The 25999-nt window shown below is 73.9% G+C and carries 20 protein-coding genes; 10 read left to right on the top strand and 10 right to left on the bottom strand.

Annotated elements, in window-relative coordinates; translation table 11 throughout:
• Positions 1 to 78: 78 nt before the first annotated feature.
• The gene (locus ABZS80_RS20170) at positions 79 to 810 is read left to right on the top strand and encodes an ATP-binding protein (protein ID WP_355057864.1); all 732 of its coding nucleotides are present in this window, start codon (positions 79 to 81) and stop codon (positions 808 to 810) included.
• 85 nt (positions 811 to 895) lie between these two features.
• Entirely contained in the window at positions 896 to 2896 is a 2001-nt protein-coding gene (gene ctaD, locus ABZS80_RS20175) for a cytochrome c oxidase subunit I (protein WP_355057866.1), read from the top strand.
• Between the two features lie 60 nt (positions 2897 to 2956).
• On the opposite strand, the gene ABZS80_RS20180 is transcribed toward ctaD, so the two are convergent.
• From ABZS80_RS20180 to ABZS80_RS20195, 4 genes are all read right to left on the bottom strand, one after another.
• The gene (locus tag ABZS80_RS20180) at positions 2957 to 4090 is read right to left on the bottom strand and encodes a SigB/SigF/SigG family RNA polymerase sigma factor (protein WP_355057868.1); all 1134 of its coding nucleotides are present in this window, start codon (positions 4088 to 4090) and stop codon (positions 2957 to 2959) included.
• A gap of 242 nt (positions 4091 to 4332) precedes the next feature.
• A complete protein-coding gene (locus ABZS80_RS20185; protein ID WP_355058000.1) occupies positions 4333 to 5730 on the bottom strand; it encodes a hypothetical protein in 1398 nt (465 codons plus the stop codon).
• 277 nt (positions 5731 to 6007) lie between these two features.
• Positions 6008 to 7768, bottom strand: a complete 1761-nt coding sequence (locus ABZS80_RS20190) for a thiamine pyrophosphate-binding protein (RefSeq protein ID WP_355057870.1) — start codon at positions 7766 to 7768, stop codon at positions 6008 to 6010.
• Positions 7761 to 8885 (bottom strand): Vms1/Ankzf1 family peptidyl-tRNA hydrolase, encoded by a 1125-nt coding sequence (locus tag ABZS80_RS20195; RefSeq protein ID WP_355057872.1) that lies wholly within the window; start codon positions 8883 to 8885, stop codon positions 7761 to 7763. The genes ABZS80_RS20190 and ABZS80_RS20195 overlap by 8 nt, the downstream gene beginning before the upstream one ends.
• A 141-nt stretch (positions 8886 to 9026) precedes the next feature.
• Between ABZS80_RS20195 and ABZS80_RS20200 the strand changes: the two genes are divergently transcribed.
• Positions 9027 to 9575, top strand: a complete 549-nt coding sequence (locus ABZS80_RS20200; RefSeq protein WP_355058002.1) for a hypothetical protein — start codon at positions 9027 to 9029, stop codon at positions 9573 to 9575.
• A 37-nt stretch (positions 9576 to 9612) separates the two neighbouring features.
• Positions 9613 to 10473, top strand: a complete 861-nt coding sequence (locus ABZS80_RS20205) for an alpha/beta hydrolase (RefSeq protein ID WP_151461744.1) — start codon at positions 9613 to 9615, stop codon at positions 10471 to 10473.
• A 10-nt stretch (positions 10474 to 10483) separates the two neighbouring features.
• Here the strand turns inward: ABZS80_RS20205 and ABZS80_RS20210 are convergent, their stop codons facing one another.
• Positions 10484 to 10822 carry a DUF3817 domain-containing protein gene (locus ABZS80_RS20210; RefSeq protein ID WP_355057874.1) on the bottom strand — a complete coding sequence of 113 codons (339 nt, stop codon included), beginning with the start codon at positions 10820 to 10822 and terminating at the stop codon, positions 10484 to 10486.
• Between the two features lie 163 nt (positions 10823 to 10985).
• Between ABZS80_RS20210 and ABZS80_RS20215 the strand changes: the two genes are divergently transcribed.
• Positions 10986 to 12464, top strand: a complete 1479-nt coding sequence (locus tag ABZS80_RS20215; protein WP_355057876.1) for a glutamate--cysteine ligase — start codon at positions 10986 to 10988, stop codon at positions 12462 to 12464.
• A 10-nt stretch (positions 12465 to 12474) separates the two neighbouring features.
• On the opposite strand, the gene ABZS80_RS20220 is transcribed toward ABZS80_RS20215, so the two are convergent.
• From ABZS80_RS20220 to glgX, 4 genes are all read right to left on the bottom strand, one after another.
• Complete coding sequence (locus ABZS80_RS20220) at positions 12475 to 13050, bottom strand: GNAT family protein (protein WP_355057878.1); 576 nt, start codon at positions 13048 to 13050, stop codon at positions 12475 to 12477.
• Positions 13051 to 13377: 327 nt separating this feature from the next.
• Complete coding sequence (treZ, locus tag ABZS80_RS20225; protein WP_355057880.1) at positions 13378 to 15111, bottom strand: malto-oligosyltrehalose trehalohydrolase; 1734 nt, start codon at positions 15109 to 15111, stop codon at positions 13378 to 13380.
• Positions 15108 to 17444 carry a malto-oligosyltrehalose synthase gene (treY, locus tag ABZS80_RS20230; RefSeq protein WP_355057882.1) on the bottom strand — a complete coding sequence of 779 codons (2337 nt, stop codon included), beginning with the start codon at positions 17442 to 17444 and terminating at the stop codon, positions 15108 to 15110. Before treY ends, treZ begins: the two co-directional genes overlap by 4 nt.
• 2 nt (positions 17445 to 17446) lie before the next feature.
• On the bottom strand, positions 17447 to 19567 hold the full coding sequence (glgX, locus tag ABZS80_RS20235; protein ID WP_355057884.1) for a glycogen debranching protein GlgX: 2121 nt from the start codon (positions 19565 to 19567) through the stop codon (positions 17447 to 17449).
• 320 nt (positions 19568 to 19887) lie between these two features.
• On the opposite strand from glgX, the gene ABZS80_RS20240 reads away from it, so the two are divergent.
• Entirely contained in the window at positions 19888 to 21285 is a 1398-nt protein-coding gene (locus ABZS80_RS20240) for a glycosyltransferase family 4 protein (protein WP_355057886.1), read from the top strand.
• A gap of 170 nt (positions 21286 to 21455) precedes the next feature.
• Positions 21456 to 21956 (top strand): GNAT family N-acetyltransferase, encoded by a 501-nt coding sequence (locus ABZS80_RS20245; protein WP_355057888.1) that lies wholly within the window; start codon positions 21456 to 21458, stop codon positions 21954 to 21956.
• 37 nt (positions 21957 to 21993) lie between these two features.
• Here the strand turns inward: ABZS80_RS20245 and ABZS80_RS20250 are convergent, their stop codons facing one another.
• Entirely contained in the window at positions 21994 to 22500 is a 507-nt protein-coding gene (locus ABZS80_RS20250) for an alpha/beta hydrolase fold domain-containing protein (RefSeq protein ID WP_355057890.1), read from the bottom strand.
• A 93-nt stretch (positions 22501 to 22593) separates the two neighbouring features.
• On the opposite strand from ABZS80_RS20250, the gene ABZS80_RS20255 reads away from it, so the two are divergent.
• From ABZS80_RS20255 to ABZS80_RS20265, 3 genes are all read left to right on the top strand, one after another.
• Positions 22594 to 23022 carry an NUDIX domain-containing protein gene (locus ABZS80_RS20255; RefSeq protein WP_355057892.1) on the top strand — a complete coding sequence of 143 codons (429 nt, stop codon included), beginning with the start codon at positions 22594 to 22596 and terminating at the stop codon, positions 23020 to 23022.
• A gap of 94 nt (positions 23023 to 23116) precedes the next feature.
• A complete protein-coding gene (locus ABZS80_RS20260) occupies positions 23117 to 23773 on the top strand; it encodes a response regulator transcription factor (protein ID WP_355057894.1) in 657 nt (218 codons plus the stop codon).
• Positions 23774 to 23880: 107 nt separating this feature from the next.
• Positions 23881 to 25983 carry a M14 family metallocarboxypeptidase gene (locus ABZS80_RS20265; protein WP_355057896.1) on the top strand — a complete coding sequence of 701 codons (2103 nt, stop codon included), beginning with the start codon at positions 23881 to 23883 and terminating at the stop codon, positions 25981 to 25983.
• Positions 25984 to 25999: the final 16 nt, after the last annotated feature.

A 25999-nucleotide genomic window follows, 5' to 3' on the forward strand; every position in this document is an offset into this window, starting at 1 on the left:
CGGGGCCCGATGTCCGGTTTCACCCGCCCCGGGCGCGGGTATTTCCCGGGTCCCGACGAGATGGAAACGAGGGCCTGGATGTCGACCCGGATCAGGTGCGAGGTCCGCGACGAGACGCCGGTCACCGTCGTACGGCTGGCCGGCGCGCTCGACCTGAGCACGATGCGCTCCGTGCACACGGTCCTGGAGCGGTGCCTCGCCACGCAGCCGGACGCTCTCGTGGTCGACCTGGAGAAGCTCGACGTCACCGACCCGCTCGCGCTGTCCGTCTTCGCCGCCGCGGCCCGCCGGGCCGCCGACTGGCCGGCCGTGCCGATGGTGCTGTCCGCCCCGCCGCGGGAGGCGGCCACCTGGCTCGCCGAGACGACCGCCTGCCGGGTGGTGCCGGTCCGCCGCGACTGCGCGGAGGCGGCGGCCCTGGCCGGGGCGGTGGCGGCCCCGCGGCTGCGCGCCCGGCTGGAGCCGGTGGCCGGCGCCTGCCGCCGGGCCCGCGAGCTGGTCACCGACGCGTGCGGCCGGTGGAACATCCCGGAGCTGGCGGGCCCCGCGTCGCTGGTCCTCAGCGAGCTGGTCGGCAACGTCGTCCGGCACGCCGGCACCCCGATGCAGGTGACGCTGACCCTGCGCCGGCCGTACCTGCGGGTGGCGGTCATGGACGGCAGCCCGGACGACCCGCGGGCGGCGACCGACCACGACCTGCGGGCCGAGGGCGGACGCGGGCTCATGCTGGTCCACGAGCTGACCCAGCGCTGGGGCAGCACCCCGGCGGGCACGGGCAAGGTGGTCTGGGCCATGCTACCGGCGAACTGACCGAATTCTCCGCTCTCGCCTGCTTTGATGGGCAGAGGGTCGGGTACTCGTGCCCGTCCTGTGTCGTCACACGGGGTGAGAAGCCATGCCTAACCAGGTAGTCAGGGAGCCGCGAGACCGGGGACCGGCGATCCTCGCACCGGCCCGGTTCGGCGGCTATCCCGGCCCGGTCCAGGAGGCGGTCAAGGGCAACTCCCTGTGGCGGCTGCTGCGCACCACCGACGCGAAGCTCATCGGCCTGCTCTACCTGGGCACCGCCTTCGCGTGGTTCGTCGTCGGCGGGATCATGGCGATGCTCATGCGGGCGGAGCTGGGCCAGCCCGGGATGCAGTTCCTATCCCCGGAGCAGTACAACCAGCTGTTCACCATGCACGGCACGATCATGCTGCTGCTGTTCGCGACGCCCATGGTGTTCGGGTTCGGCAACTACATCGTGCCGTTGCAGATCGGCGCGCCGGACGTGGCGTTTCCCCGGCTCAACGCCTTCGCGTACTGGCTCTACTTCTTCGGGGGCCTGATCGTCCTCGGCGGGTTCATCACCCCGCAGGGCGCCGCGGACTTCGGCTGGACCGCGTACACCCCGCTCAGCACCGCGCAGCACAGCCCGGGCGTCGGCGGGAACATGTGGGTGGTCGGCCTGGCGCTCTCCGGCCTGGGCACCATCCTCGGCGCGGTCAACCTGATCACCACGATCATCACCCTGCGCGCGCCCGGCATGACGCTGTTCCGGATGCCGATCTTCACCTGGAACCTGCTGCTCACCAGCGTCATGGTGATCCTGGTCTTCCCGCTGCTGGCCGCCGCGCTGTTCGCGCTGGCCGCCGACCGGATCCTGCACGCGCACGTCTACGACCCGACCACCGGCGGGCCGATGCTCTGGCAGCACCTGTTCTGGTTCTTCGGCCATCCCGAGGTCTACATCGTCGCGCTGCCGTTCTTCGGCATCATCACCGAGATCATCCCGGTCTTCTCCCGGAAACCGATCTTCGGCTACACCGGTCTGGTGCTCGCCACCATCGCGATCACCGTGCTGTCGATGACCGTCTGGGCGCACCACATGTTCGCCACCGGCCAGGTGCTGCTGCCGTTCTTCAGCATCCTCAGCTACCTCATCGCGGTGCCGACGGGCGTGAAGTTCTTCAACTGGATCGGCACCATGTGGAAGGGCCAGATCACCTTCGAGACGCCGATGCTGTTCGCCATCGGCTTCCTGGTCACGTTCCTGTTCGGCGGCCTCACCGGCGTGCTGCTGGCCAGCCCGCCGGCCGACTTCCACCTGCACGACACCTACTTCGTGGTGGCCCACTTCCACTACGTCCTCTTCGGCACCATCGTCTTCGCCGCGTTCGGCGGGCTCTACTTCTGGTTCCCGAAGATGACCGGGCGGCTGCTCAACGAGCGCCTGGGGAAGATGCACTTCTGGACCATGTTCATCGGCTTCCACGCCACCTTCCTCGTGCAGCACTGGCTCGGCGCCGAGGGCATGCCCCGCCGGTACGCCGACTACCTGCCCGGCGACGGGTTCACCACGCTCAACGTGATCTCCACCCTCGGCTCCTTCCTGCTCGGCGCGTCGACCCTCTTCGTGATCTGGAACATCTGGAAGTCGTGGCGCTACGGCGCCATGGTGACGGTGGACGACCCGTGGGGCTTCGGCAACTCCCTCGAGTGGGCCACCACCTGCCCGCCCCCGCTGCGCAACTTCGACCGGATGCCGCGGATCCGCTCCGAGCGGCCGGCCTTCGACGCCAAGTACGGTCCGCTCGTCGCCGACCTGGGCCGCGACCTGCCGCAGCGCACCACCAAGCCGCCCCAGCACTTCACCGAGGAGTTGCGCCACGTGCCGTACAGCCCGGAGTCACCGGCCGCCGAGGGCGCGCACGGCGCCCGCGAGGCCGTCGAGTACCACCCCGCGCCGCAGTCCGGCGCCCGCCCGGTCGAGGTGCCGGAGCCGGAGGAGGTGCGCCGGCCCAGCTTCAACGAGACCGACGAGCCGGAGGAGACCCAGTTGGGTCCGCAGCGCAGCAAGCGGTCGAACCCCCGCTGGGAACACCCCCGCGGACGCGGGGACACCCCGGAGAACTGACCGGACGAGCACGGCACCGCGCCGGCCCCCGTGGAGGGGAGCCGGCGCGGTCCTGATCGGTCAGTCGGCGGCGGGCAGGCCGGCCGCGGCGAGGGAGCGGCGCACCGCGGGCTGCACCCGGGTCAGCCGCAGCGGCACCCCGGTGCGGGCGGCGGCGTCCCGGCCGGCCATCAGCGCGGCGATCCCGCCCGCGTCGAAGCCGCCCGCGCCCACCAGGTCGACCACCACCTCGCGGGGCTGCCCGGTGACCGCCTCCAGCATGGCCTTGCGGAGCCGGTCCGCGCCGTCGCGGTCGACCTCTCCCCCGACCTCGACGACCACCCGGTCGCCGTTCTGCTTCACCGAGATCCGCGCCTTGGCCGGCTCGGACTCGGCCGCGCCGTTCTGCCAGGGTGGCGCGGCGTCCGCGAGCATCGCCTGGCGCAGCCAGGTCAGCGCCCGGGAGAGCAGCCGGGACACGTGCATCTGCGAGATGCCGAACCGGGCCGCGATCTCCGCCTGCGTCTGGTTGCCGTAGAAGCGCATGGCGAGGATCCGCCGCTCGCGCCACGGCAGCCGGTGCAGCAGGCCGCTGACGGTGACCCGGTCGTCGACCGACTCCAGGGCGTTGTCCGACTCGCCGACCAGATCGCCGAACTCGGCGGAGCTCTCCCCACCGACCGGCGCGTTGAGCGAGGCCGGGCTGTAGCCGGCGGCCGACTCCAGCGCCGCGAGGATCTCCTCCTCCGGCGTCTCCAGCCGCTCGGCCAGCTCGGCGACCGTGGGCGCCCGGGACAGCTCGCTGGTCAGCGCCGCCGTCGCCTGCCCGACCTCCAGGATCAGGTCGCGCAGCCGGCGCGGCACGTGCACACCCCAGGTGCGGTCCCGGAAGTGCCGTTTGATCTCACCGACGATGGTGATCGCCGCGTACGCGGTGAACGAGCCCCGCTCCGGGTCGTACCGGTCGACGGCGTTCACCAGGCCCAGGCGGGCCACCTGCTCCAGGTCCTCCAGCGGTTCCCCGCGGCCCCGGTAGCGGCGGGCCAGCCGCCCGGCGAAGGGCAGCGCGAAGCGCACCAGGTCGTCCCGTGCCTCCTGCCGCCGCTCGGGTGGCAGGCCGGCGATCCGTGCCGCGTACGCCAGCGCCGCCGCGTCGAGGTCCTCCAGGCCCCGTTCGGTCGGTGGTGGTGTGGGTGTGGTGGTCTGTCCGAACATCCGCGCCTCCCTCAGGAAGGTCCCCCGCCCGGATCGGAACCGGTCGTGCGCGTGGTCGGGCCACGCACCGGGCCGGAAGTTGGGTTACGTGACGGAACGCCGGAAGCGGCGGCCGCCCGCCGCACGGCGTCGTGGGCCGTCTCGCGGCGAGCGGTGTTCCCGCTCCGTAGGTACTCAATCACGGTCCGCAGGATCGCGAGGATGTTTCGCCAGGTTGGTCGGCGACCCGCCGACGGCCGGCCTCAGGAGACCAGAAGCCCCTGGTGGGCGCCCGCGTCGCGCAACGCGGTGAGGGCCTCGGCCATCCGCAGCGGCGGCGGCACGGGCAGGTCGTACGGCTGGTTGCGCAACACCTCCGTGGCACGGCGGGTGGGCACCGCGGTGACCGGGTAGCCGCGCGCGGAGCCCCGGTCGAGGGCGCGCCGGCGGCGCCCGAACCCGGCCACCGCGAGCCACTGGGGCAGCGCCGCGAGGGCGGGCGAGCGGACCCCGGGCGGCTCCGGCAGCACGTCCACCGAGCTGAACGGCTCGCTGCCGGCGAGCCACCACTCCACCCCCTGCACCCGGCGGCGGGTCGCGTTCTCGCACCAGTAGGGCACCAGGCCCGCCCGGAGCACCTGCCACGGGTCGAGCAGCCGGCCGCACTCGACCACGAGGCGGTCGCCGGTCTTGCCGGCCCGGCGCAGCCAGCGCCGGTACACGTCGGCGGTGGCCGCGCTCAGCGCGTCCGGCTGCGGGACGACGACCCGGTGCAGCGGGTGCCCGTGCCGGCCGCCCCACTCGCGGGCGTCGTGCTCGAAACCGGACTCCACGCCGTTCTCGGCGAACGCCGCCGGGGAGGTGACGTCCGGCGGCGCCCAGCGCGCCCCGTCGCCGCCCGCCGAACGGAGCACCTGGCGCAGCGCGTGCGCGTCCGGGTGGAAGTCGACCGGGTCCAGGCCGCTGGCCGGGCAGCCGACCTGGAAGCTGTGCCCACTCCCCTCGTCCCGCACCGGCCAGGTGCGCGCGTCGTGCAGCAGCAGCACCGGCGCCCCGGGCTCCAGCCCCTCGGCCAGGAACCGGGCGTACGCCCCGGGCAGCGCCCGCCAGCGCACCGCGAGGCTCACCGTGGCCCCCGCCGACGCGCCCCGGCTGGCGGGGCAGTGCACCTGCCGGACATGCACCCGGGCGTTGGCGGCGAGCAGCCGGCCGGCCAGCGCGGCCCCGTGGTCGAGGGCGGCGTCCGGGCGGTCCACCGCGCCCCGGGTCCAGTGCGCGGCCACCTCGAACCCGGCCGGCAGCCAGGGCACCCCGAGCGCCACGGCGAGGTGCGCCGCCGCGCCGTGCGGGGATCCGAACACGGCACCGGGCCAGCGGCGGGTCGGGTACTGGTCGACGAACCAGCCGGCCACCCGCTCCGCGTCCAGGTCGGCGACCTGGGCGGGGGTGAGCGCGGCCCGGCCGGCGGCCCGCGCCGCGGCGGCCCGGCGCACCGGCTCCGGGGCCCCGGTGAAGCGCGACAGCGGCCCCGGGTGACCGAGGTCGCCACAGTCGTCTCCGCGCAGCGCCCGGGCCGTCACGGCGACCAGGAGCCGAGCGGCGCTGCCCGCCGCCACCACCCGGTCGCCGGTCAGCCCGGCGCCGGCCGCCGTCGGCCCCACCGGCACCTCGCGCCCCGGCCCCACCTTGCCTCGTTCGCTCACCACGCGGCCCGGCTTCCCGTCCCTCTGGGGTCTAAACGGGGCATCCCCCCACGGGTCGGACCAATCAGCGGGCGGGCGGCGGCACCGCGCGCGGCACGCACCGGAGCCCTTCCGCCGTCCCCGGCCGTCGCGGGCGGAACGGGGGCGAAAGCAGCGCGGCCGGGCGGCGGCAGACAGCGGCCGGCACCGCCCCCGGTGAGGGGGCGGCGCCGGCCTGAGGGGTGGTCCGGTCCCGCTAGACCAGGTCCTCCGCCTCCACGGCCGTCCCGGTCTCCAGCACCCGCTCCCGCACCCGCCGGGCCGCGTCGCCGTCGGCGAACAGGCCGCGCAGGTCGGCCAGGGCCGGCTCGGGCGGGTCCAGCGCCACCGCCGGGTCGACCACGGCCTCCAGCACGCTGGGCCGGTCCGCGGCGAGCACCTCGTCCCAGGCGGGACCGACCAGGTCCGGGCGGTCCACCCGCACCCCGTGCAGGCCGAGCAGCCGGGCCCAGCCGGCGTACGGCACGTCGGGCCGCCGGGCCGCGAACGTGCCGGGCGGGCGCCCGCCGCCCATCCCGGACTGGTCCCGGTTGTTCAACACCAGCACCACCAGCCGGGGATCGCGCCACTCCTGCCAGTGGTGCGCCACGGTGATCAGCTCGGCGAGCCCGTTGAGCTGCATGGCGCCGTCGCCGAGCAGCGCGATCACCGGCTCGTCGGGCCGGGCCAGCTTCGCGGCCACCGCGTACGGCAGGGCGCAGCCCATCGAGCCGAGCGTGCCGCACAGCTGGGCCCGGATGCCCGGGGGCAGTTGCAGGTGCCGGGCGTACCAGTACATGACGGAACCGACGTCCACCGCCACGGAGCCGGTGCGCGGCAGCCGGGCGGAGAGTTCGTGCAGGACGAGCTGCGGGTTCACCGGCTCGGCCGGGGCGGCGGCCCGCTCGGCGGCGGCGTCCCGCCACCGGTCGACCGAGCTCTCCACCACGCCCCGCCACTGCGGGTTCGGCCGGTCCGGGACCCGGGCCAGCAGCGCGCGCAGCGTCTCGGCGGCGTCGCCGACCAGCGGCACGTCCACCGGATAGCGGGTGCCGATCCGCCGGCCGTCGATGTCGATCTGGACGGTGCGGACCTGGCCCGGCATCGGGAACCAGTCGGTCCACGGGTCGTTGGTGCCGACCATGAGCAGGGTGTCGCAGCCCCCCATGAGCTGCGCGGCGGCGGTCGTGCCGACCTCGCCGAGCACTCCGGTGTGGAAGGGCAGCCGCTCGTCGAGCACCGGCTTGCCCAGCAGCGAGGTGGCCACGCCCGCGCCGAGCCGATCGGCGAGGGCGATCACCTCCCCGGCCGCCCCGTGCGCGCCCTGACCGACCAGGATGGCCACCCGCTGGCCGGTGCCGAGCAGCGAGGCGGCGGCGTCCAGGTCGGCGTCGTGCGGCAACACGCGGGCCAGCGGCTCGCCCGGGGTCGCCGACATCACGCCGGCGGTCTGCGGCAGCAGGTCGGGCACGGCGGCGAGCTGCAACGCGTGCGGCAGGACCACGCAGGTCGGGCTGCGGGTCGCCGCCGCGGTGCGGAACGCCTGGTCCAGCAGGACCGGCACCTGGTCCGGGCTGCGGCCGTAGCGGACGAACTGGTTGCAGACGTCGCCGAAGAGCCGGCTCAGGCCGATCTCCTCGTGCGCCCCGCCGAGCGGCCCCGTGACGTCCTCGCCGACGATCGCCACTACCGGCTTGCTGTCCAGCTTGGCGTCGTAGAGGCCGTTGAGCAGGTGTACCGCGGCCGGCCCCTGGGTGGCCAGGCACACCCCGATCTCGCCGGTGAACTTGGCGTGCCCGGTGGCCATGAACGCGGCGGTCTCCTCGTGCCGGGCGGGGATGAACTCCGGATCCCCGCCCGCGTCGTCGAGCGCGGCGACCAGGGGGGCGATGGCCGCCCCCGGGTAGCCGAACGCCCGGGGCACCCGCCAGGCGCGCAGCCGTTCGACGACCAGGTCCGCCACCGTGCGGTCAGCCATTGCCCCGCCCGGGCGTGCTGGCGTCGACGTAGCGCAGCACCGCGCCGACCCCGTCGGTGAGTTCCGGCGCCTCCTCCGGCGCGAGCACGGTGAGCTCGGCGTCGGTGCCGATGAGGGCGCGCAGCAGGGCGGCGTCGGCGCGTACCTTCTGCGGGTCGGCCACCGACATGTCCCGCAGCTGTCCCGGGTCGGTGGCGATCTCGGTGGGTTCCGGCCCGACCCACAGCTCGCCGTCGGCGGACGGGTCGTCGACGATGAGCATGGTGTCGACCTGGTCGCGTTGCAGGGCGGAGACCACCGCGTCGAGGCCGGCGCCGACGTCCTCCTGCACGCCGAAGCGGTCCAGCGCGGTGGCGATGCGCTGGTCGGCGACCTCGGCGATGGTCTGCACGGTGATGTCGTCCATCAGGGTGTCGTCGGCGCCGGCGTCGCGGGAGCCGGCGTCGGTGCGTACCAGCACGTCCTGCCAGCGCTCGGGCAGCTGCGCCGCGATCATCCCGGTGGCCCGGACGTCACCGGCGACGACCAGCACGTCGGCGCCCACCCGCTCGGCCAGGTCGGCGGCGGCCGCCGCGGCGTCCCCGGCGTTGTGGTGCCAGGCCTCCATGGCGGCCCGCTGGTAGCGGGACTGCGACCAGCCGCCCGGCTGCACTCGGCGCAGCTGCCCGCTCTCCCGCCCGACCACCGTCGCCCGGCGCGGCACCCCGCCGGCGCTGACCGCGACCGCGTCGGCCCCGGTCCGGTCGGCCAGCACCCGCACCCAGGCGATCTGCTCGCCGCGCTGGGCGACCAGCGGCATGGTGTGCGGCAGCGCGGACCAGGTGGCCAGGTCGCGCAGTGGCGGTGCGGAGAGGTATTCGGTGAGCACCACCCGGCCGTGGGTGGCGAAGACCGCGATGCCGTAGTCGCCGGGCATCGGTTGGTGCCGGCGGACCACTTCCTCGACGGCCTCGATCGTCGCCGGGTCGGCGCCCTGCCCGATCAGGTCCCCCTTGAGAGCGCGCCAGCGCAGGTCGACCTGCGGACGTGCGTCGTGGGTGTCCCGCGAGGCATCCATATACACCGAGCACCACGGCCCGGGACGGTCGTAGAGCGGGCGCAGGAAGGACAGCTGCATGCTCGACCCCTTTCCAGCTCGGCCGCACGCATACCCGCGCGACCCGGGATGTCACCTTCCGGGCCGGCCCCGTGACTCGCGTTCATTCACGTCGTTCAACCCCGGGGATCGATACCATGAGTGAACACGACAGGACTCTCGGTGGTGAACATGAACACGGAGCTGCACATTCGTCGCCCCGTCCACCCGACGGAGCGGATCGTCACCGGCCGGTTGGTCCGCCTCCTGCAGGGTTATGCCCGCGAGGTGCGGGTGGGGCAGCCGGTGCTGGTCGGGGTGCTGACCGCGGCGGGCGTCGTGGGGCTCCTGCTCCGCCTGGTGCGGGCGCTGCTCAGCAGCGGCGGCGGGGGCGCGCGGCGCAGCTTCAAGGAGCTGAAGAAGGGGCCGGAGTTCCTGGTCACCCCGGTCCGGGTGCGCGACGCCGCCGACCGGCTGGTCGAGGTGGAGCTGCACGGTCACCTGCCGCAGAGCGCCCTGCACCCCGGCGACCACGTGCAGCTGACCCTGCGCCCGCAGCGCGACGCCGACCTCCCGCCGCGGATCGAGCGGATCGTCAACCTCACCACCGGCCAGCTGCTGACCCCGCGCACCGCGACGGTCTGGTCGCACCTGGGGCCGGCGCTGCTGCTCCAGGCGGTGCTCGGCGTGCTGCTGGTGGCGGGCGTCGCCGCCTGCTCGGCGCTCGGCTGAGGTTTCCGTCCCCGGTGACGGGGGCACCGGCTCGGTCATGTTCCCGGGATTCACGCTGGAGCACGTCGACGTCGGCCCGGTGCGCCTGCGGGTCCGGCACGGCGGCTCCGGGCCGCCGGTGGTGCTGCTGCACGGGCACCCCCGCACGCACGCCACCTGGCACCGGGTCGCGCCGCTGCTCGCCGCCCGGCACACCGTGATCTGCCCGGACCTGCGCGGGTACGGCGGCTCGTCGAAACCGCCGAGCGACCCGGCGCACACCGTCTACTCGAAGCGGGCGATGGCCGGCGACGTGGTGGCGCTGCTCGACGCGCTCGGCCACCCCCGGGCGGCGGTCGTCGGGCACGACCGGGGCTGCTACGTGGCCATGCGGACCGCGCTGGACCACCCGGACCGGGTGACCCGGCTCGGCGTGCTGGACGGCGTGCCGATCGGCGAGGCGCTCGCCCGCTGCGACGCCCGGTTCGCGGCCCGCTGGTGGCACTGGTTCTTCCTGGGCCAGCTCGCCAAGCCGGCCGAGCGGGTGATCAATGCCGACCCGGACGCCTGGTACGGCGGCTCGCCGGAGGCGATGGGCGCGGAGGCGTACGCCGACTACCGCCGCGCCATCCACGACCCCGCCACGGTGCACGCCATGTGCGAGGACTACCGGGCGGGCCTCGGGCCGGACCGGGCGGCGGACGACGCGGACCGGGCCGCCGGCCGGCGCATCGGCTGCCCGGTCCTCTTCGCCTGGTCGGAGCGGGACGACATGGTCGACCTGTACGGCGACCCGGCGGCGATCTGGCGGGACTGGGCCGACGACGTGCGGGCGGCGTCGATCCCCTCCGGCCACCACATGGCCGAGGAGGCCCCGGCGGAGCTGGCCGCCCTGCTCGGCGACTTCCTGGCGGGGTGACCCGCGGCGGTCAGCCGACCGGGGTGAGCGGACGCTCGGTGGGGGCCGGGGTGCCGAGGAGGCCGTGGCGGCGGGCCCAGCGCTCGAAGAGCACCGTGGCGAACGGCGGCACCGCGCACGCCAGCGCGAGGGCGGTGTGCCACAGCGACCAGCGTCGCTGCCGGGCGACCACGAGCACGAGCAGCCCGTACGCCACGAACAGCGCCCCGTGGACCGGGCCGAACACGTGCACGCCGATCTCGTTGCGCGGCGGCCCGTACTTGACGGCCATCCCGGCCAGCAGGGCGGCCCACGAGCAGGCCTCGGCGATGGCCGCCGCCACGAACAGCCGGGTGGTGATCTCGCGCATCCGGCCATGTTAGCCACCCGGACCGCCCGGACCGGCCACGACACTGTGCGACGCGACAGGGATCACCGGCGGGACAGGTGGGTAGTAAGGGGTCCCCCGGCTCTTTCCCCGCGCCGCCGTGGCGTGCGAGGTTAGGGGGACCAACGGTGACAGGGTGGTGACCATGGGCGAGGACGTCGGCGCGCGCACCTTCAGCCGGGAGGACCGGGCCCGCTACCGCGACAAGGTGCGGCGTTGCCTGGACGTGTTCGCCGAGATGCTGCGCGAGTCCCGCTTCGACGTGGAGCGGCCGATGACCGGGCTGGAGATCGAGCTGAACCTCGTCGACGAGGAATCCCAGCCGGCCATGCGCAACGCCGACGTGCTGGAGGCGATCGCGGATCCCAGCTTCCAGACCGAGCTGGGCCAGTTCAACGTGGAGATCAACGTCGAGCCGCGCCGGTTGACCGGCACCGGCACGGCCCAGTTCGAGAAGCACGTCCGGGCCAGCCTCAACGCCGCCGAGGAGAAGGCCCGCGCGGTCGGCGCGCACATGGTGATGATCGGCATCCTGCCGACCCTGCGCCCGGAGCACCTGACCGCCGAGACCCTCTCGACCAACCCGCGCTACGCGCTGCTCAACGAGCAGATCTTCGCCGCCCGGGGCGAGGACCTGCGCATCTCGATCAGCGGGGTGGAGCGGCTCGCCACCACCGCGGACACCATCACCCCCGAGGCCGCCTGCACCAGCACCCAGTTCCACCTCCAGGTCAGCCCGGCCCAGTTCGCCGACTACTGGAACGCCGCCCAGGCGATCGCCGGCGTCCAGGTCGCGCTCGGTGCGAACTCACCGCTGCTGTTCGGCCGGGAACTGTGGCGGGAGACCCGGGTGCCGCTGTTCCAGCAGGCCACCGACACCCGCGCCGAGGAGATCAAAGCCCAGGGGGTGCGCCCCCGGGTGTGGTTCGGGGAACGCTGGATCACCACCGTGTTCGACCTCTTCGAGGAGAACGTGCGCTACTTCCCCGCGCTCCTGCCGGTGTGCGACCCGGAGGACCCGGCGGAGACCCTGGCCGCCGGCGGCGTGCCGAAACTCGCCGAGCTGCGGCTGCACAACGGCACGATCTACCGGTGGAACCGCCCGGTCTACGACGTGCTGAAGGGCCGCCCGCACCTGCGGGTCGAGAACCGGGTGCTGCCCGCCGGGCCGACCGTGCTGGACACCGTCGCCAACGGCGCATTCTACTTCGGCCTGGTCCGCGCCCTCGCCGAGTCCGACCGGCCACTCTGGTCGCAGATGTCGTTCAGCGCGGCCGAGGAGAACTTCACCAACTGCTCCCGGCACGGCATCGACGCCCAGGTGTTCTGGCCGGGGCTGGGCTACCTCCCGGTGACCGAGCTGGTGCTGCGCCGGCTGCTGCCGCTGGCCCACCACGGGCTGGACCGGTGGGGCCTCGACCCGGCCGAGCGGGACCGGCTGCTCGGCATCGTCGAGCAGCGCTGCCTGACCGGTCGCAACGGCGCGACCTGGCAGGTGGAGACGCTGCACCGGCTGGAGTCCGCCGACCACCTGGACCGGCCGGAGGCGCTGCGCGAGGTGGTCCGCCACTACGTCGACCTCATGCACAGCAACCGCCCGGTCCACGAGTGGCCGATCCCCTGACCGCTTCCGGTCAGAGCGGGGACGGGTCGTCGCGCAGTCGGCTGTAGAGCCAACCGTCGCGCCAGGCGCCGGCCCGGAACTCGCAGGCCCGGATCACCCCTTCGAGCTGGAAGCCGGCCTTCTCCAGCGACCGCTGCTCGGCCAGGTTCTCCGGGTGGGTGCCGGCCTGGATCCGCTGCGCCGGGGTGTGCGCGAACAGGTAGTCGCAGAGCAACGCCTGGGCCCGCCAGCCGATCCCCCGGCCGCGCCACTCGGGCAGCAGGGCGATGCCGATCTCCCAGTACGGCGCGCGTCCGCCGTAGCTCCCCTGCAGGTAGCTCACGAGCCCGGCGGCGGCCTCCTCGGGCTCGACCTGGACGATCAGCCGGCCGTCCCGCTCGCCCAGGTGACCGTCCTCGGCGTGCCGGCGGGCGGGCGCGCCCGGATCCCGGAAGCCGGCCCAGTCCAGGCCGATCAGGCCGGGCTCGGTGGCGAACCGGCGGAACATCTCCAGGTCAGGCTCGGCCACCGGACGCAGCCGGACGGTGTGGCCGCCCGCCTCGTGCGCGATGCCGGCGAGCCTCGCCGGTGGCTCGGCCTCGTCCATGCCGGGCACGCTAGCGCCTCAGTGGCCCGCTCCGCTGCCCCGGCGATCCGGCAGGCACCCGCCCGATCGAGCACGCGGGAAAAAGCCCGACCCGTGGTCCGCCCCGAGGATGGGGATCGGTTGTCGACCTGCACGGGGCGATGCCCGGCGGCGTGGCCCATGCTCCACACCGTCGGGGTCCACCGTCGTTGACGTCGTCGTCACCGGCGTCGGCGTCGCGTCCGCCGCTACTTGGGGTCGACATGTCCGGAGGGCCAGTTCAATGCCCCCAGCAACGGCTACTCCTCCCGGTCTGCCGTCCAGGGACAACCGTTAGCGCGCGTACGGTCAGAGGGCCACGATCGCGGCGGATTCCGGGGGCAGCTCGATGCCGTCGCGCATCACGGTGACCCCCTCGGAGGTGGTGAGCAGCACCCGGCGCACCACGCCCGGCAGGTTGATGCGCTGCGGCTTGCCGGCCAGGTTCGCCACCACCAGGCAGCTGCCTCGCCGCATCAGCAGGAACTGGTCGCCGTGCCGGACGTCGACGTGGCCGAGCCGGGGGTCGGACAGGTCGGGTCGGTGCTTGCGCAGGGCGATGAGCCGCCGGTAGAAGTCGTACATCTCCTGGTGTTCGGGCTTGTCCAGCTCGGCCCAGTCGAGCCGGGACCGGACGAAGGTCTGCGGGTCCTGCGGGTCGGGCACGTCCCCCGGCGGCCAGCCGTGCGCGGCGAACTCCCGCCGGCGCCCGGTCGCCACGGCGGTGGCCAGCTCGGGCTCCGGGTGGCTGGTGAAGAACTGCCACGGGGTGCTGGCCGCCCACTCCTCCCCCATGAACAGCATCGGGGTGAACGGCGCGGTCATCAGCAGGGTGGCGCCGACCCGCAGCAGCCCGGCGGAGAGCGTCTGGGAGATCCGGTCCCCGGTGGCCCGGTTGCCGATCTGGTCGTGGTTCTGCAGGTACGCCACGAACCGGTGCCCCGGCGTGCGCTGCCGGTCGACGGGCCGGCCGTGGCTGCGGTTGCGGAAGCTGGACCAGGTGCCGGCGTGAAAGAACGCGCCGGTCAGCACATCGGTGAGGCATTCGAGGGAGCCGAAGTCGCCGTAGTAGCCCTGCCGTTCCCCGGTGAGCAGGGTGTGCAGCGCGTGGTGGGCGTCGTCGTTCCACTGGGCGTGCAGCCCGAACCCGCCGGCCTCCCGCGGGGTGATCAGCTTCGGGTCGTTGAGGTCGCTCTCGGCGATCAGGGACAGCGGCCGGCCCAGGTGGGTGGAGAGGACCTCCACCTCGGCGGCCACCTCCTCCAGGAAGTGGGTGGCCCGGGAGTCGGGCATGGCGTGCACGGCGTCGAGCCGCAGCCCGTCGACGTGGTAGTCGCGCAGCCACATGAGCACGCTGTCGACGATGTAGCGGCGCACCCCGTCGGAGTGCGGCCCGTCCAGGTTGACCGTGCGGCCCCAGGTGTTGCTCTGCTCGGTGAGGTACGGCGCGAAACGCGGCGCGTAGGCCCCGGAGGGCCCGAAATGGTTGTAGACGACGTCGAGGATCACCCCCAGCCCCTTGGCGTGCGCCGCGTCGACGAAGCGCTTGAGCCCGTCCGGCCCGCCGTACGGCTCGTGCGGCGCGTACCAGCAGACGCCGTCGTAGCCCCAGTTGCGCTCGCCGTTGAAGGCGTTGACCGGGAGCAGCTCGACCAGGTCGACGCCGAGGTCGACCAGGTGGTCGAGGCGGCCGATCGCCGCGTCGAAGGTGCCCTCCGGGGTGAAGGTGCCGATGTGCAGCTCGTAGAGGACGCTGCCGGGCAGTTGCTGCCCGGTCCAGCCCTGGTCGGTCCAGTCGAACGCGGCGTGGTCGTAGCGGCGGCTCGGCCCGTGCACGCCCTGCGGCTGCCACGCCGACCGGGGGTCGGGCAGGGCCTGCTCGTCGTCGTCGAGCAGGTACGCGTAGTCGGTGCCGGGGCCGGCGTCGGGCACCTCGACCCGCCACCAGCCGCCCGGCCCGGGGCGCATGTCGTGGTCGGCGACGCCGGGCAGGCGCAGCCGCACCCGGGCGGCTTCGGGCGCCCACACCGTGAACTCGGTCATGCGGCAGCCTCCACGGAGTCGGTGGGAGCGAGGAGGGCGACGGGATAGGTGCTCAGCAGATCGTGCATCAGCAGCTCAGACCCACTGTAGACCCGACCGGTGAACACGTCGGTAACACTGTTGCCGGAAATCGCCAGCGCCGTGTCGCGCCAGCCGCCCGCGCGGGCCAGCCGCAGCGGCAGGCGGGTGGCCACGGCGATCGCGCCACCCCGGTCGAAGGCCACCGCGTGCGCGCCGGCCGGCCCGTGCGCCGGCACCGGCCGGTAGCCGGTGAACAGCTCCGGGCGGTCCCGGCGCAGCCGCAGGGTCCGCGACACCACGAGCAGCTTGGCCGCGCCGTCGGCGGCCACCGCGGGCCGCCAGCCGGCGTCGAGCCGGGCCAGCAGGTCCCGGCGTACGGCGAAGTCGACCGGGCGGCGGTTGTCCGGGTCGACCAGGGAGTTCTCCCACAGCTCGGTGCCCTGGTAGGTGTCCGGCACCCCGGGCATGGCGAGCTGGACCAGCTTCTGCCCGAGCGAGTTCGACCAGCCGGCCGGGGTGATCTCGTCGGCGAACGCGGTGAGCTGGGCGTGCAGCTCCGGGTCGTCGTACATCCGGTCGACCAGGGCGTGCATTTCGTGCTCGAACGCCGGGTCGGGGTCGGCCCAGCCGGTGGACACGGACGCCTCCCGGGCGGCCTTCTCCGCGTACCCGTGCAGCCGCTCGCGCGCGATGGGCCAGGCCCCGACGGCGGTCTGCCAGAGCAGGTGGGCGAAGGCCGGGTCGGCCAGCGGCGCCCGGGACATCCAGTCGGCCACCCGCTCGGACCAGCGGCCGGGCAGCTCGGACAGGACCGCGAGCCGGGCCCGGACGTCCTCGCCGCGCTTGGTGTCGTGCGTGGAGAGCGCGGTCATGCTCGCCGGCCAGCGCACCTGCCGGGCGGCGGCGAAGCGGTGGAACTCGGCCGGCGGCACGCCGAAGTGGGCGGGGCTGCCGCCCACCTCGTTGAGCGCGACGAACCGGGTCCACCGGTAGTAGGCGGTGTCCTCCACCCCCTTGGCCATCACCGCGCCGGAGAACTGCGGGAAGCGGGCGGCCAGCTCGTGGCCGGGGTCGCGGAGCCGGGCGGTGACGGCGTCCAGCACGGCGGTCAGGTCGGGGCGGCGGCGGCCGGCCTCGGCGCGGGCGGCCGCGAGGTGCCGGGCGCCCTCCGGCGGGTAGCCGCGGTAGACCGGAAATGCGGCGGCCAGTTCGGCGAGGGCCGCCCGGACCTGCTCGCCGGGGAGCTCGGGGACGAGGGCGGCCAGCCGGGTCAGCTCGGCGGCGAGCAGCCGGGTGGCGGCCGCCAGCTTGGTGTCGTGGGTGAGGTCCTGCCACGAGGTGTGCCGGCCGGTGAGCCGGCCGTCCAGCGCCGTGAAGTCCGCCTCGGCGTCCGGGTCGACGAAGAGCCCGCCCGCCGCGGCCAGGGCGTCGTAGCCGGTGGTGCCGTCGACGGGCCAGTCCGGCAGCTCCTCGCCGTACTCCAGGATCTTCTCCACGACCAGCCAGACGCCGGGCGCGGCGGCGCGCAGCCGCGCCAGGTAGGCGGCGGGGTCGCGCAGCCCGTCCGGGTGGTCGACGCGGATGCCGTCGACGTCGCCGGCGCCGGCCCAGCGCAGGATCTCCGCGTGGGTGGCGCGGAAGACCTCCGGGTCCTCCACCCGCAGCCCGGCCAGGTCGGACACGGCGAAGAACCGGCGGTACGTCAGCTCGCTGTCGCCGCGCCGCCAGTCGACCAGCTCGTAGTGCTGCCGGTCGTGCACGGCGCGCGGGGTCCCGTCGCCGGTGCCGTCGGCGATCGGGAAGCGGTGCTCGTGGTAGCGCAGCTCACCGTCGACGACCTTGAGGTCGTCCAGGGCGTCGGGGGTGTCGGCGAGCACCGGCAGCAGCAGCTTGCCCCGGTCCCAGTCGATGTCGAACCAGTCCGCGTACGCCGACGCCCGGCCCCGGCGCAGCACGTCCCACCAGGCGGGGTTGGCGGCCGGCCGGGCCACGCCGGCGTGGTTGGGCACGATGTCCACGACCAGGCCGAGCCCGGCCGCGCGCAGGGCCCGCACGAGGCGCTGCCGGCCGCCCTCGCCGCCGAGTTCCGGGTTGACCGCCCGGTGGTCGACCACGTCGTAGCCGTGCTGGGAGCCGGGGGTGGCGGTGAGCAGGGGCGCGCTGTAGAGGTGGGTGACGCCGAGGTCGGCCAGGTAGCCGGCGAGGCCGGCGGTGGCGTCGAGGTCGAAGCCGGGGCGGACCTGGACGCGGTAGGTCGACCCCACCCGCGTCGTCGGCGCCGTCGTCTCGTCGGGGTGGGGGGTGTCGGGCATGGTCAGGCCGTCCTCTCCAGGACCAGCAGCGAGCGGTCGGGGACGCAGACACTCCCGCCCGCCTCGACCGTCAGGGTCTTCTCCGGATCCGGGTCCGCGGTGCTGATGACCAGCTCCCACCGCTGCCCGAACTCGGCCGGGGGCAGGGTGAAGTCCAGCGGCGCGTCGTGCGCGTTGAACAGCAGCAGGAACGAGTCGTCCCGGTGGCGCTGGCCGTACTGGCCGCGTTCCGGGATGCCGTCGCCGTTGACGAACAGGGCCACCGAGCGGCCGAAGTCGTTGCCCCAGTCCTCGCCGGTCATCTCCCGGCCGTCGGGGGTGTACCAGGCCAGGTCGGGCAGGGCGCTGTCGGCGGCCCGGCCGCCGACCGGCAGCCCGGTGAAGAAGCGGCGCCGCTGGAACACCCGGTGCCGCATCCGGAACTCGGTGAGGCGCTGGACGAACGCGATCAGCTCCTCGTCGGCCCGCGTCCAGTCGACCCAGGCCAGCTCGCTGTCCTGGCAGTAGGCGTTGTTGTTGCCGTGCTGGGTGCGGCCCAGTTCGTCGCCGTGGCCGAGCATCGGCACGCCCTGGGAGAGGATCAGGGTGGCCAGGAAGTTGCGCCGCTGCCGGGCGCGCAGGGCGAGCACGCCGGGGTCGCCGGTGTCCCCCTCGACGCCGCAGTTCCAGGAGCGGTTGTGGCTCTCCCCGTCCCGGTTCTCCTCGCCGTTGGCCTCGTTGTGCTTGTCGTTGTAGGAGACCAGGTCGTTGAGGGTGAACCCGTCGTGGCAAGTGACGAAGTTGATGCTGTGGAACGGGCGGCGCCCGTCGTCCTGGTAGAGGTCGGCGGAGCCGGAGATCCGGGAGGCGAACTCGGCCAGCGTGGCGGGCTCGCCGCGCCAGAAGTCCCGCACGGTGTCCCGGTACTTGCCGTTCCACTCGGTCCACTGCGGCGGGAAGTTGCCCACCTGGTAGCCGCCCGGGCCGACGTCCCACGGCTCGGCGATCAGCTTGACCCGGCCGACCACCGGGTCCTGCTGCACCACCTCGAAGAAGGTGGAGAGGCGGTCCACCTCGTAGAACTCCCGGGCCAGGGTGGCCGCCAGGTCGAAGCGGAAGCCGTCGACGTGCATCTCGGTGACCCAGTAGCGCAGCGAGTCCATGATCAGCTGGAGCGAGTGCGGGCTGCGCACGTTGAGGCTGTTGCCCGTGCCGGTGTAGTCGACGAAGTAGCGACGATCTTCCTCGGAGAGCCGGTAGTAGCTCGGGGTGTCGATGCCCTTGAAGCTCAGCGACGGCCCGAGGTGGTTGCCCTCGGCGGTGTGGTTGTAGACCACGTCGAGGATGACCTCGATGCCGGCCGCGTGCAGCGCCTTGACCATGCCCCGGAACTCCTGGACCTGCTGGCCGAGCCGGCCCAGCGCCGAGTAGCCGTGGTGCGGGGCGAAGAAGCCGATGGTGTTGTAGCCCCAGTAGTTGCGCAGCCCCAGGTCGGCCAGGCGGTGGTCGTGCACGAACTCGTGTACCGGCATCAGCTCGACCGCGGTCACCCCGAGCTGCTTGAAGTAGTCGATCATCACGGGCGAGGCGATCGCCGCGTACGTGCCGCGCAGCTCCTCCGGGATGTCCGGGTGGCGCATGGTCAGCCCGCGCACGTGCGCCTCGTAGATCACCGAGTGGTGGTAGGGCGTGCGCGGCGGCCGATCGTTGCCCCAGTCGAAGTACGGGTTCACCACCACCGACTTCGGCATGAAGGGCGCCGAGTCGGTGTCGTTGCGCCGGTCCGGGTCGCCGCCCACCTCGTAGTCGTAGACGGCCGGGTCCCAGGTGACCTCCCCGTCGACCGCCTTGGCGTACGGGTCGAGGAGCAGCTTGTGCGGGTTGCACCGCAGCCCGTTGGCCGGGTCCCACGGCCCGTGCACCCGGTAGCCGTAGCGCTGGCCGGGCTCGACGCCGGGCAGGTAGGCGTGCCAGACGTACGCGTCGACCTCGCGCAGCTCGACCCGGCGCTCGGCGCCGGTGTCCCACTCGTCGAACAGGCAGAGCTCGATCTTCTCCGCCACCTCGGAGAAGATCGCGAAGTTGGTGCCCATCCCGTCGTACGTGGCACCGAGGGGATAGCTCTCGCCCGGCCAGACCTGCATGTCGCTCCTTCGGCCATGATCATGAGCGCACCGGACGGGCGGACCGCCGGTGCGCACGCCGCTAATGCCCCGCCACACGCTCTGCCAATCCACCCGTTCGGACGGTAACCGAATTCCACCCACCTGAGACCGCCTGGACCGTCGGGTGTTGTCCGTCACGATCGCCCTTTTCGGGATGCGGGTTCGCGCCGGATGGCCTTTCCTGGACAGCGGACCCGTGTGTGCCCGCGCGGGTCCGCCCGGCCGTTCGGCCACCCTCACCCGCTCCCCACGCCGCCACTGACGCCGGCGCGTACCAGCATGCATGGACGGAGATCGATGTGACCACCCTGCGGGTCGGCGCGCAGCCCGCCACCGCGACGGACCGGACCCACCGGCCCACCCTCACCTCCCGCCCCACCATCCCGCCGCAGCCCGGCGTGCCGCCCCGGCCGCGGCGCATCCTCATGCTGTCGTGGGAGTACCCGCCGGTGCTCGTCGGTGGCCTCGGCCGCCACGTGCACGCGCTCTCCGTGGCGCTGGCCGCCGCCGGCCACGAGGTCACCGTCGTCACCCGGCACGCCGAGGGCGCGCCGCTGGAGGAGTACGCCGACGGCGTGCGGATCGTCCGCGCCGCCGAGGACCCGGTCACCTTCCCGCTCGCCACCGGCTCGCTGCTGGCCTGGACCATGGCGTTCAACCACACCCTCACCCGGGCCGCCCTGCGCGCCGCCGAGTCCGGCGCGTACGACGTCATCCACGCCCACGACTGGCTGGTCGCGCACACCGCCATGACCCTGCGCGAGCACCTGGACGTGCCGCTGGTCAGCACCATCCATGCCACCGAGGCCGGCCGGCACCAGGGCTGGCTGCCGGAGGAGATGAACCGCACCATCCACGGCGTCGAGCAGTGGCTGGCCACCGAGTCGGGCCGGGTGATCGTCTGCTCCGGCTACATGCGCGACGAGGTGGGCGCCCTGTTCGGGGTCGATCCCGCCCGCGTCGACGTGGTGCCGAACGGCGTCGAGCCGCACCGCTGGCGGGTGCCCGGCTCGGCGGTGGCCGCCGCCCGCGCCCGGTTCGCCGGGGACGGCCCGCTGGTCACCTTCGCCGGCCGGCTCGTCTACGAGAAGGGCGTGCAGCACCTGCTCGCCGGGCTGCCCCGGCTGCGCGACCGGCACCCCGGGCTGCGCGCCGTGATCGTCGGCGACGGGCCGTACCGGGCGACCCTGGAGGACGAGGTGCACCGGCTCGGGCTCGGCGGCACGGTCAGCATGCCGGGCTTCCTCGGTGGCGCCGACCTGCCCGCCGTGATGGCCGCGTCGGACTGCTTCGCGGTGCCCAGCATCTACGAGCCGTTCGGCATGGTGGCCCTGGAGGGGGCCGCCGCCGGCGCGCCGCTCGCGGTGTCCCGCACCGGCGGGCTGGCCGAGATCGTCGAGCCGGGCGTCACCGGGCTGACCTTCGCCCCGCAGGACCCGGACGGGCTCGCCGAGGCGGTGCACGCGCTGCTCTCCGACCGGGACCGGGCGCGGCTGCTCGCCCGGCGCGCCCGCGCGATGGTCCACGAGCAGTACGGCTGGTCGGCCATCGCGTCCCGCACGGGCGCCGCGTACGCGGCGGCCATCGCGGGCGACCCCGCGTTCACGGCCGCCCGGACCGAGCAGCGGATGAGCGCCGGCCGGACCCTGCCCGCCCTGCCGGAGGGCAACCTGCTGGCCGCCGCCGGCCTGCGCTGACCCCGACGCTCCGTTCCGCCCGGCACACGGGCGGCCGGCGCCGGGGATGATCGGCTCCAGCTCGCCGAGGTGGCGGTGTCCGACAGGTTCGGATACCGCTACGTCGGCGAGCTGGAGTGGATCGAGTGCGGGCATACGCCCGGCCGCGCGTCGGCCCTAGGATCGCGATCATGCGGGACGTGGGGCTGACGGTTCGGCCGGCGAGCGTGGCGGATGTTCCTGCACTCGTGGAGTTGCGACTGGCCAACGCCGAGGCGCACCTCGCTCTCGACCCTGGCATCTACCGCGTTCCGCAGCGTGACGCGGTGGTGCGCCACTTCACGGCCATGCTGGCCGACGAGTCGGGGCAGGATGGGGTTCTCGTCGCCGAGGCTCGGGACGGCCGCGTGGTGGGGATGATCGAGCTGCTGCGGCAGCCCGATCCGCCGGCGCATCAGATCCTGCGTCCTGAGCCTTCGGCGCAGGTGCACACGGTGGTGCTGCCCGATGCCAGGGGGCTCGGGGCGGGATCGGCGCTGCTGGAGGCGGCCGAACGGTGGGCGACCGATCGCGGGATCACGTACCTGTCGGCCGGCATCCACCACCGCAACGTCGGTGCGGTGCGCTTCTACGGTCGGCAGGGCTACACCGACGCCGGTTTCTCCCTGGGCAGGCGTCCGGGCGTCCGGTGACCAGTGGTACGCCCCGCCGCGCGTCGGCAACGGAAGATCAGCTGGATCGTCGGCCCAGCAACTGCGCGGCGTCGCGGAGGAAACGGTCCTCCGCCGCGGCAGCGGCTGATGACACGTCCCGCAGGGTCGGGAAGTCGTGGACCAGTCCGGGCTCGCGTCGGTGCGTCACCGGCACGCCGGCAGCCCGCAGGCGCGCGACGTAGGCCTCACCCTCGTCGCGCAGAGGATCGTGCTCGGCCGACGCCGCCGTGGCCACGGCGAGCCGCCGCGCCCGCGCGTCGTGCGTGTCGAGATCTCCCAGGACGAACCCGCCGCCGTGGAGGTAGACGACCACCGGGTCCGCGCCCGGCGCGTACACCCGGACCGGGACACCCGCCATCGTCGTGTCGACGGCCGGGACCTCCGGTCCCGGCGTGCGCGCCGCGGCCCGTGCGCGGGAGGCCTGACGCGAGGTCGCCACGTCCGGTTCGCCGCCGGTGGGCTGGGCCCTCGCGGTCCGCAGGAATGCGGCCAGGTGGTCGTCAGCGATGAAGTCCTCCGGCACGAGATCATGCTAATGAGCCGGCCGGCTCCGGCTGGTCGGAAGCTCGGCGCCGACGGTCCTGCGCCGGGAGTGCCGCCGTGGAATGATTCCGCGATGGCCAGCTATGAGGTGGCGCTCGTCCTGCTCGTCGACCCCTCGGGCGCCGTTCTCCTGCAGCATCGCGATGAGCACGCGCCCGTCTCCCCGAACCAGTGGGGTCTGCCCGGCGGACACATCGAGCCGGGCGAGACACCGGAACAGGCCGCCCGCCGGGAACTGCTGGAGGAGACCGGCCTGACCGTGGGCGAGCTGCATCCCTTCTGGAGCGGCCCGCGCCCGGACGAGGAGGGCTTCCCGCACACGGTGACGGTCCACGTCTTCCGCGGCGCGACCGACGCCCGTCAGGAGGATGTGGTGCTCGGCGAGGGCCGGGCCATGGTCTTCGTCCCCCGCGACGAGGTGCTCGACCGGGACCTGGCGGTCTCCTCGGCGCTGGTCCTCCCGCTTCACCTCGGGGTCGGCCCGACGGTCCGACCCGCATGATCGTCTGGTCGTGATCGTCCGTCCGGGCTGGTCGCGGCGGGCGCGGATCGGACAGACTCGCGTGAACCTGTCGCACGAGGTTCGAGGAGACGCGGTGCGGGTGCTTCTGGTGGAGGACGACCTGCGAGTCGCGTCCGCGCTCGCCGCCGCGCTGCGCCGCCGGGGCAACTCGGTCATCACGGCCACGACCGCGTCGGAGGCGGTCGGGGCCGGGCCCGTGGACCTGCTGCTGCTCGACCTGAACCTCCCGGACCGGGACGGCCTGGCGTTGTGCCGGGAGTTCCGCCGGCACAACGAGGACATCGCGATCATCGCGGTGACCGCACGCGGTGACGAGCGGGACCGGGTGGCGGGGCTGCGGGCCGGCGCCGACGACTACGTGGTGAAGCCGTTCTCGATGGCGGAGCTGCAGGCCCGGATCGAGGCGGTGATGCGCCGCGCCGCGCGTGCCTCCCGGATGGAGGCGGCGCTGGAGGTCGGCGACCTGCGGCTGGACCTGAACGCCCGGCGGGTCTGGCTCGGCGGCCGGGAGGTGGTCCTGACCCGCAAGGAGTTCGCGCTGCTGATGGCACTGGCCCGGCAGGCCGGGACGGTGGTGCCCCGGGAGCGGCTGCTCATGGACGTCTGGCAGACCACCTGGGGCGGCGGCCACACCCTCGACGTCCACGTCGCGGCCCTGCGGGGCAAGCTCGACGACGCCGGCCGGGTGGAGACCGTACGCGGCGTGGGCTACCGGCTCCGCCCGGCCTGAGGCGCCGATCCTCAGATCAACCTCAAGAAATCGCTCGCTGTCGACCATGGACGGGCGGACTCGCGTGTGCTGTCCGGACGAGTCATCCCACCTGTTCTGGAGCTTCCATGAGAGACAGACGGACGACGGCCCTCCTCTCCGCCCTGCTCGCCGCGACCCTGGCGGCGTTCGCGGGGCCCGTGCCCGCACAGGCCGACCCGGCCGAGCCGAACCAGGTCCAGGGCCTGACGGTCGTGCAGGGCGACGGCTACGCCACCCTCGCCTGGACGCCGGTCGACGGCGCCACCGACTACCAGATCGAGCGCACCCCGGTCGCCGCCGACGACACGGCGACCGGACCGGCGGTGATCACCGGCGTCTGGCGGCCGAACCGCCAGATCGACAACTCCTCCCCCACCTTCGCCGACGCGGGCTTCAACCCGGGCGCCCGGTTCCAGTGGCGGGTCCGCGCCCGCTCCGGCACCACCGCCGAGCCGTACTCGGCGCCGGTGGCCGGCACCACCCGGGCCCCCTGGGGCGATCCCGCGGTGCCGGGCGAGAACCTCCGCACCCAGTGGGAGACCACGCTCGCGGCGCAGTACACCAGCGACGTCAACGAGTACGCGTACACGGCGGCGGTCGACGAGTTGAGCGACCGGGTGCGGGTGACCGAGATCGGCCGGACCGCGCTGGGCCGCCCGATCAACATGTTCGTCATCGGCTACCCCACGCCGCCGGCCACGCCGGCGGCGGTGGCCGCGACCTCACCGCTGATGGTCAACTGCAACGTGCACGGCAACGAGCCCGGTGACCGGGAGGCGTGCCTGATCATGGCCCGCCAGCTGGCGTTCAGCAACGACCCCCGGACGCTGGACCTGCTGTCGCACACCACGGTGCTCATCGTGCCCACCATCAACGGCGACGGCCGGGCGGCCAACACCCGCGGCAACTCCACCGGCCAGGACCTGAACCGGGACTACTCGCTGATCCGCCAGCCGGAGACCTTCGCGCTGGTGCGGATGCTGCGCGACTACCGCCCGGTGGCCGGCTACGACGGGCACGAGTTCGGCAACTCCAGCGCCGGCGACCTGCCGATGCTGCCGCCGCGGCACCAGAACGTCGCCCAGCCGATCTTCGACGAGTCGCAGGACATGATCGAGGGCCACATGTACACGCAGGGCGCCAAGGCCGGCTGGTGGCCCTGCCCGTACGGGTGCAACGGCGGCGGGAACGTCGGGCTGAGCGAAGAAACCATCCTGCGCAACACGCTGGGCCTCAAGAACGTGGTGAACTCCCTGCTGGAGCTGCGCAGCGCCGGTGGCGCCACCCGGCCGGACGAGGGCAACACGGCGAACAACCGGCGGCGCAAGGCGTTCTCGGCGCTCTGGACGTTCCACCAGTTCCTCGACTACCACCGGGCCAGCCTCAAGGAGATCACCTCGGCGCGGGCCGGCGGGATCACCTTCCAGGTGTCGAACACCGGCCGGATCGTCTTCCGCGGCTCCCGGCCGATCGCCGCGTACCCGTCGCCCCACCCGGGCGAGGCCCCGCCGCCGCTGGACGCCCCGCGCGAGGACCAGATCCTCACCGACGTGCCGTGCGCCTACTGGCTCACCGAGGAGCAGTACCACGGCGAGCGCACCGACGGCCCGGCCGGCCAGCGGACCACCGTGGCGCAGCGGCTGGCCGCGCACGGCTGGAAGGTGGTCACGGCCGCCGACGGGTACGTGGTGCCCCTCGCCCAGCCCGAGCGGGGACTGATCCCGCTGCTGCTCGACGGGCAGGCCGTGGAGAAGCTGGTCGACGCCGAGCGGGTCTACCCGACGGTGACCGGCCGGCACACCGGCCCGCTGGTGGTCTCCGGCGTCACCTGCCTGCGGGACGCTACGGTGACCGGCCCGGTCCGGGTTCGGCCGGGCGGCACGCTGGTCGCCACCGGCTCGTCGATCACCGGTCCGGTGGACGCCACCGGCGCCGCCGGGGTGTTCCTGACCGACAGCACGGTCACCGGCCCGGTCCGGGTCGCGCAGGGCACCGGCCCGGTGGTGGTCGTCGACGCGAAGGTCACCGGCCCGGTCGAGGTGTCGGACAACCGCGGCGAGGCGCCGTTGGTGGCGGCCAACACCGTGACCGGTCCCCTGCGCTGCGGCGGCAACAGCCAGGCACCGGTCGACCTCGGGCTGAGCAACTCGGTGCTGGGCCCGAAGAGCGGCCAGTGCGCGAGCCTCTGACCCGTTGACCGTCGTA

Source organism: Micromonospora sp. NPDC005305, from assembly GCF_040607315.1.
In the GTDB taxonomy this organism is placed as follows: Bacteria; Actinomycetota; Actinomycetes; order Mycobacteriales; family Micromonosporaceae; genus Micromonospora.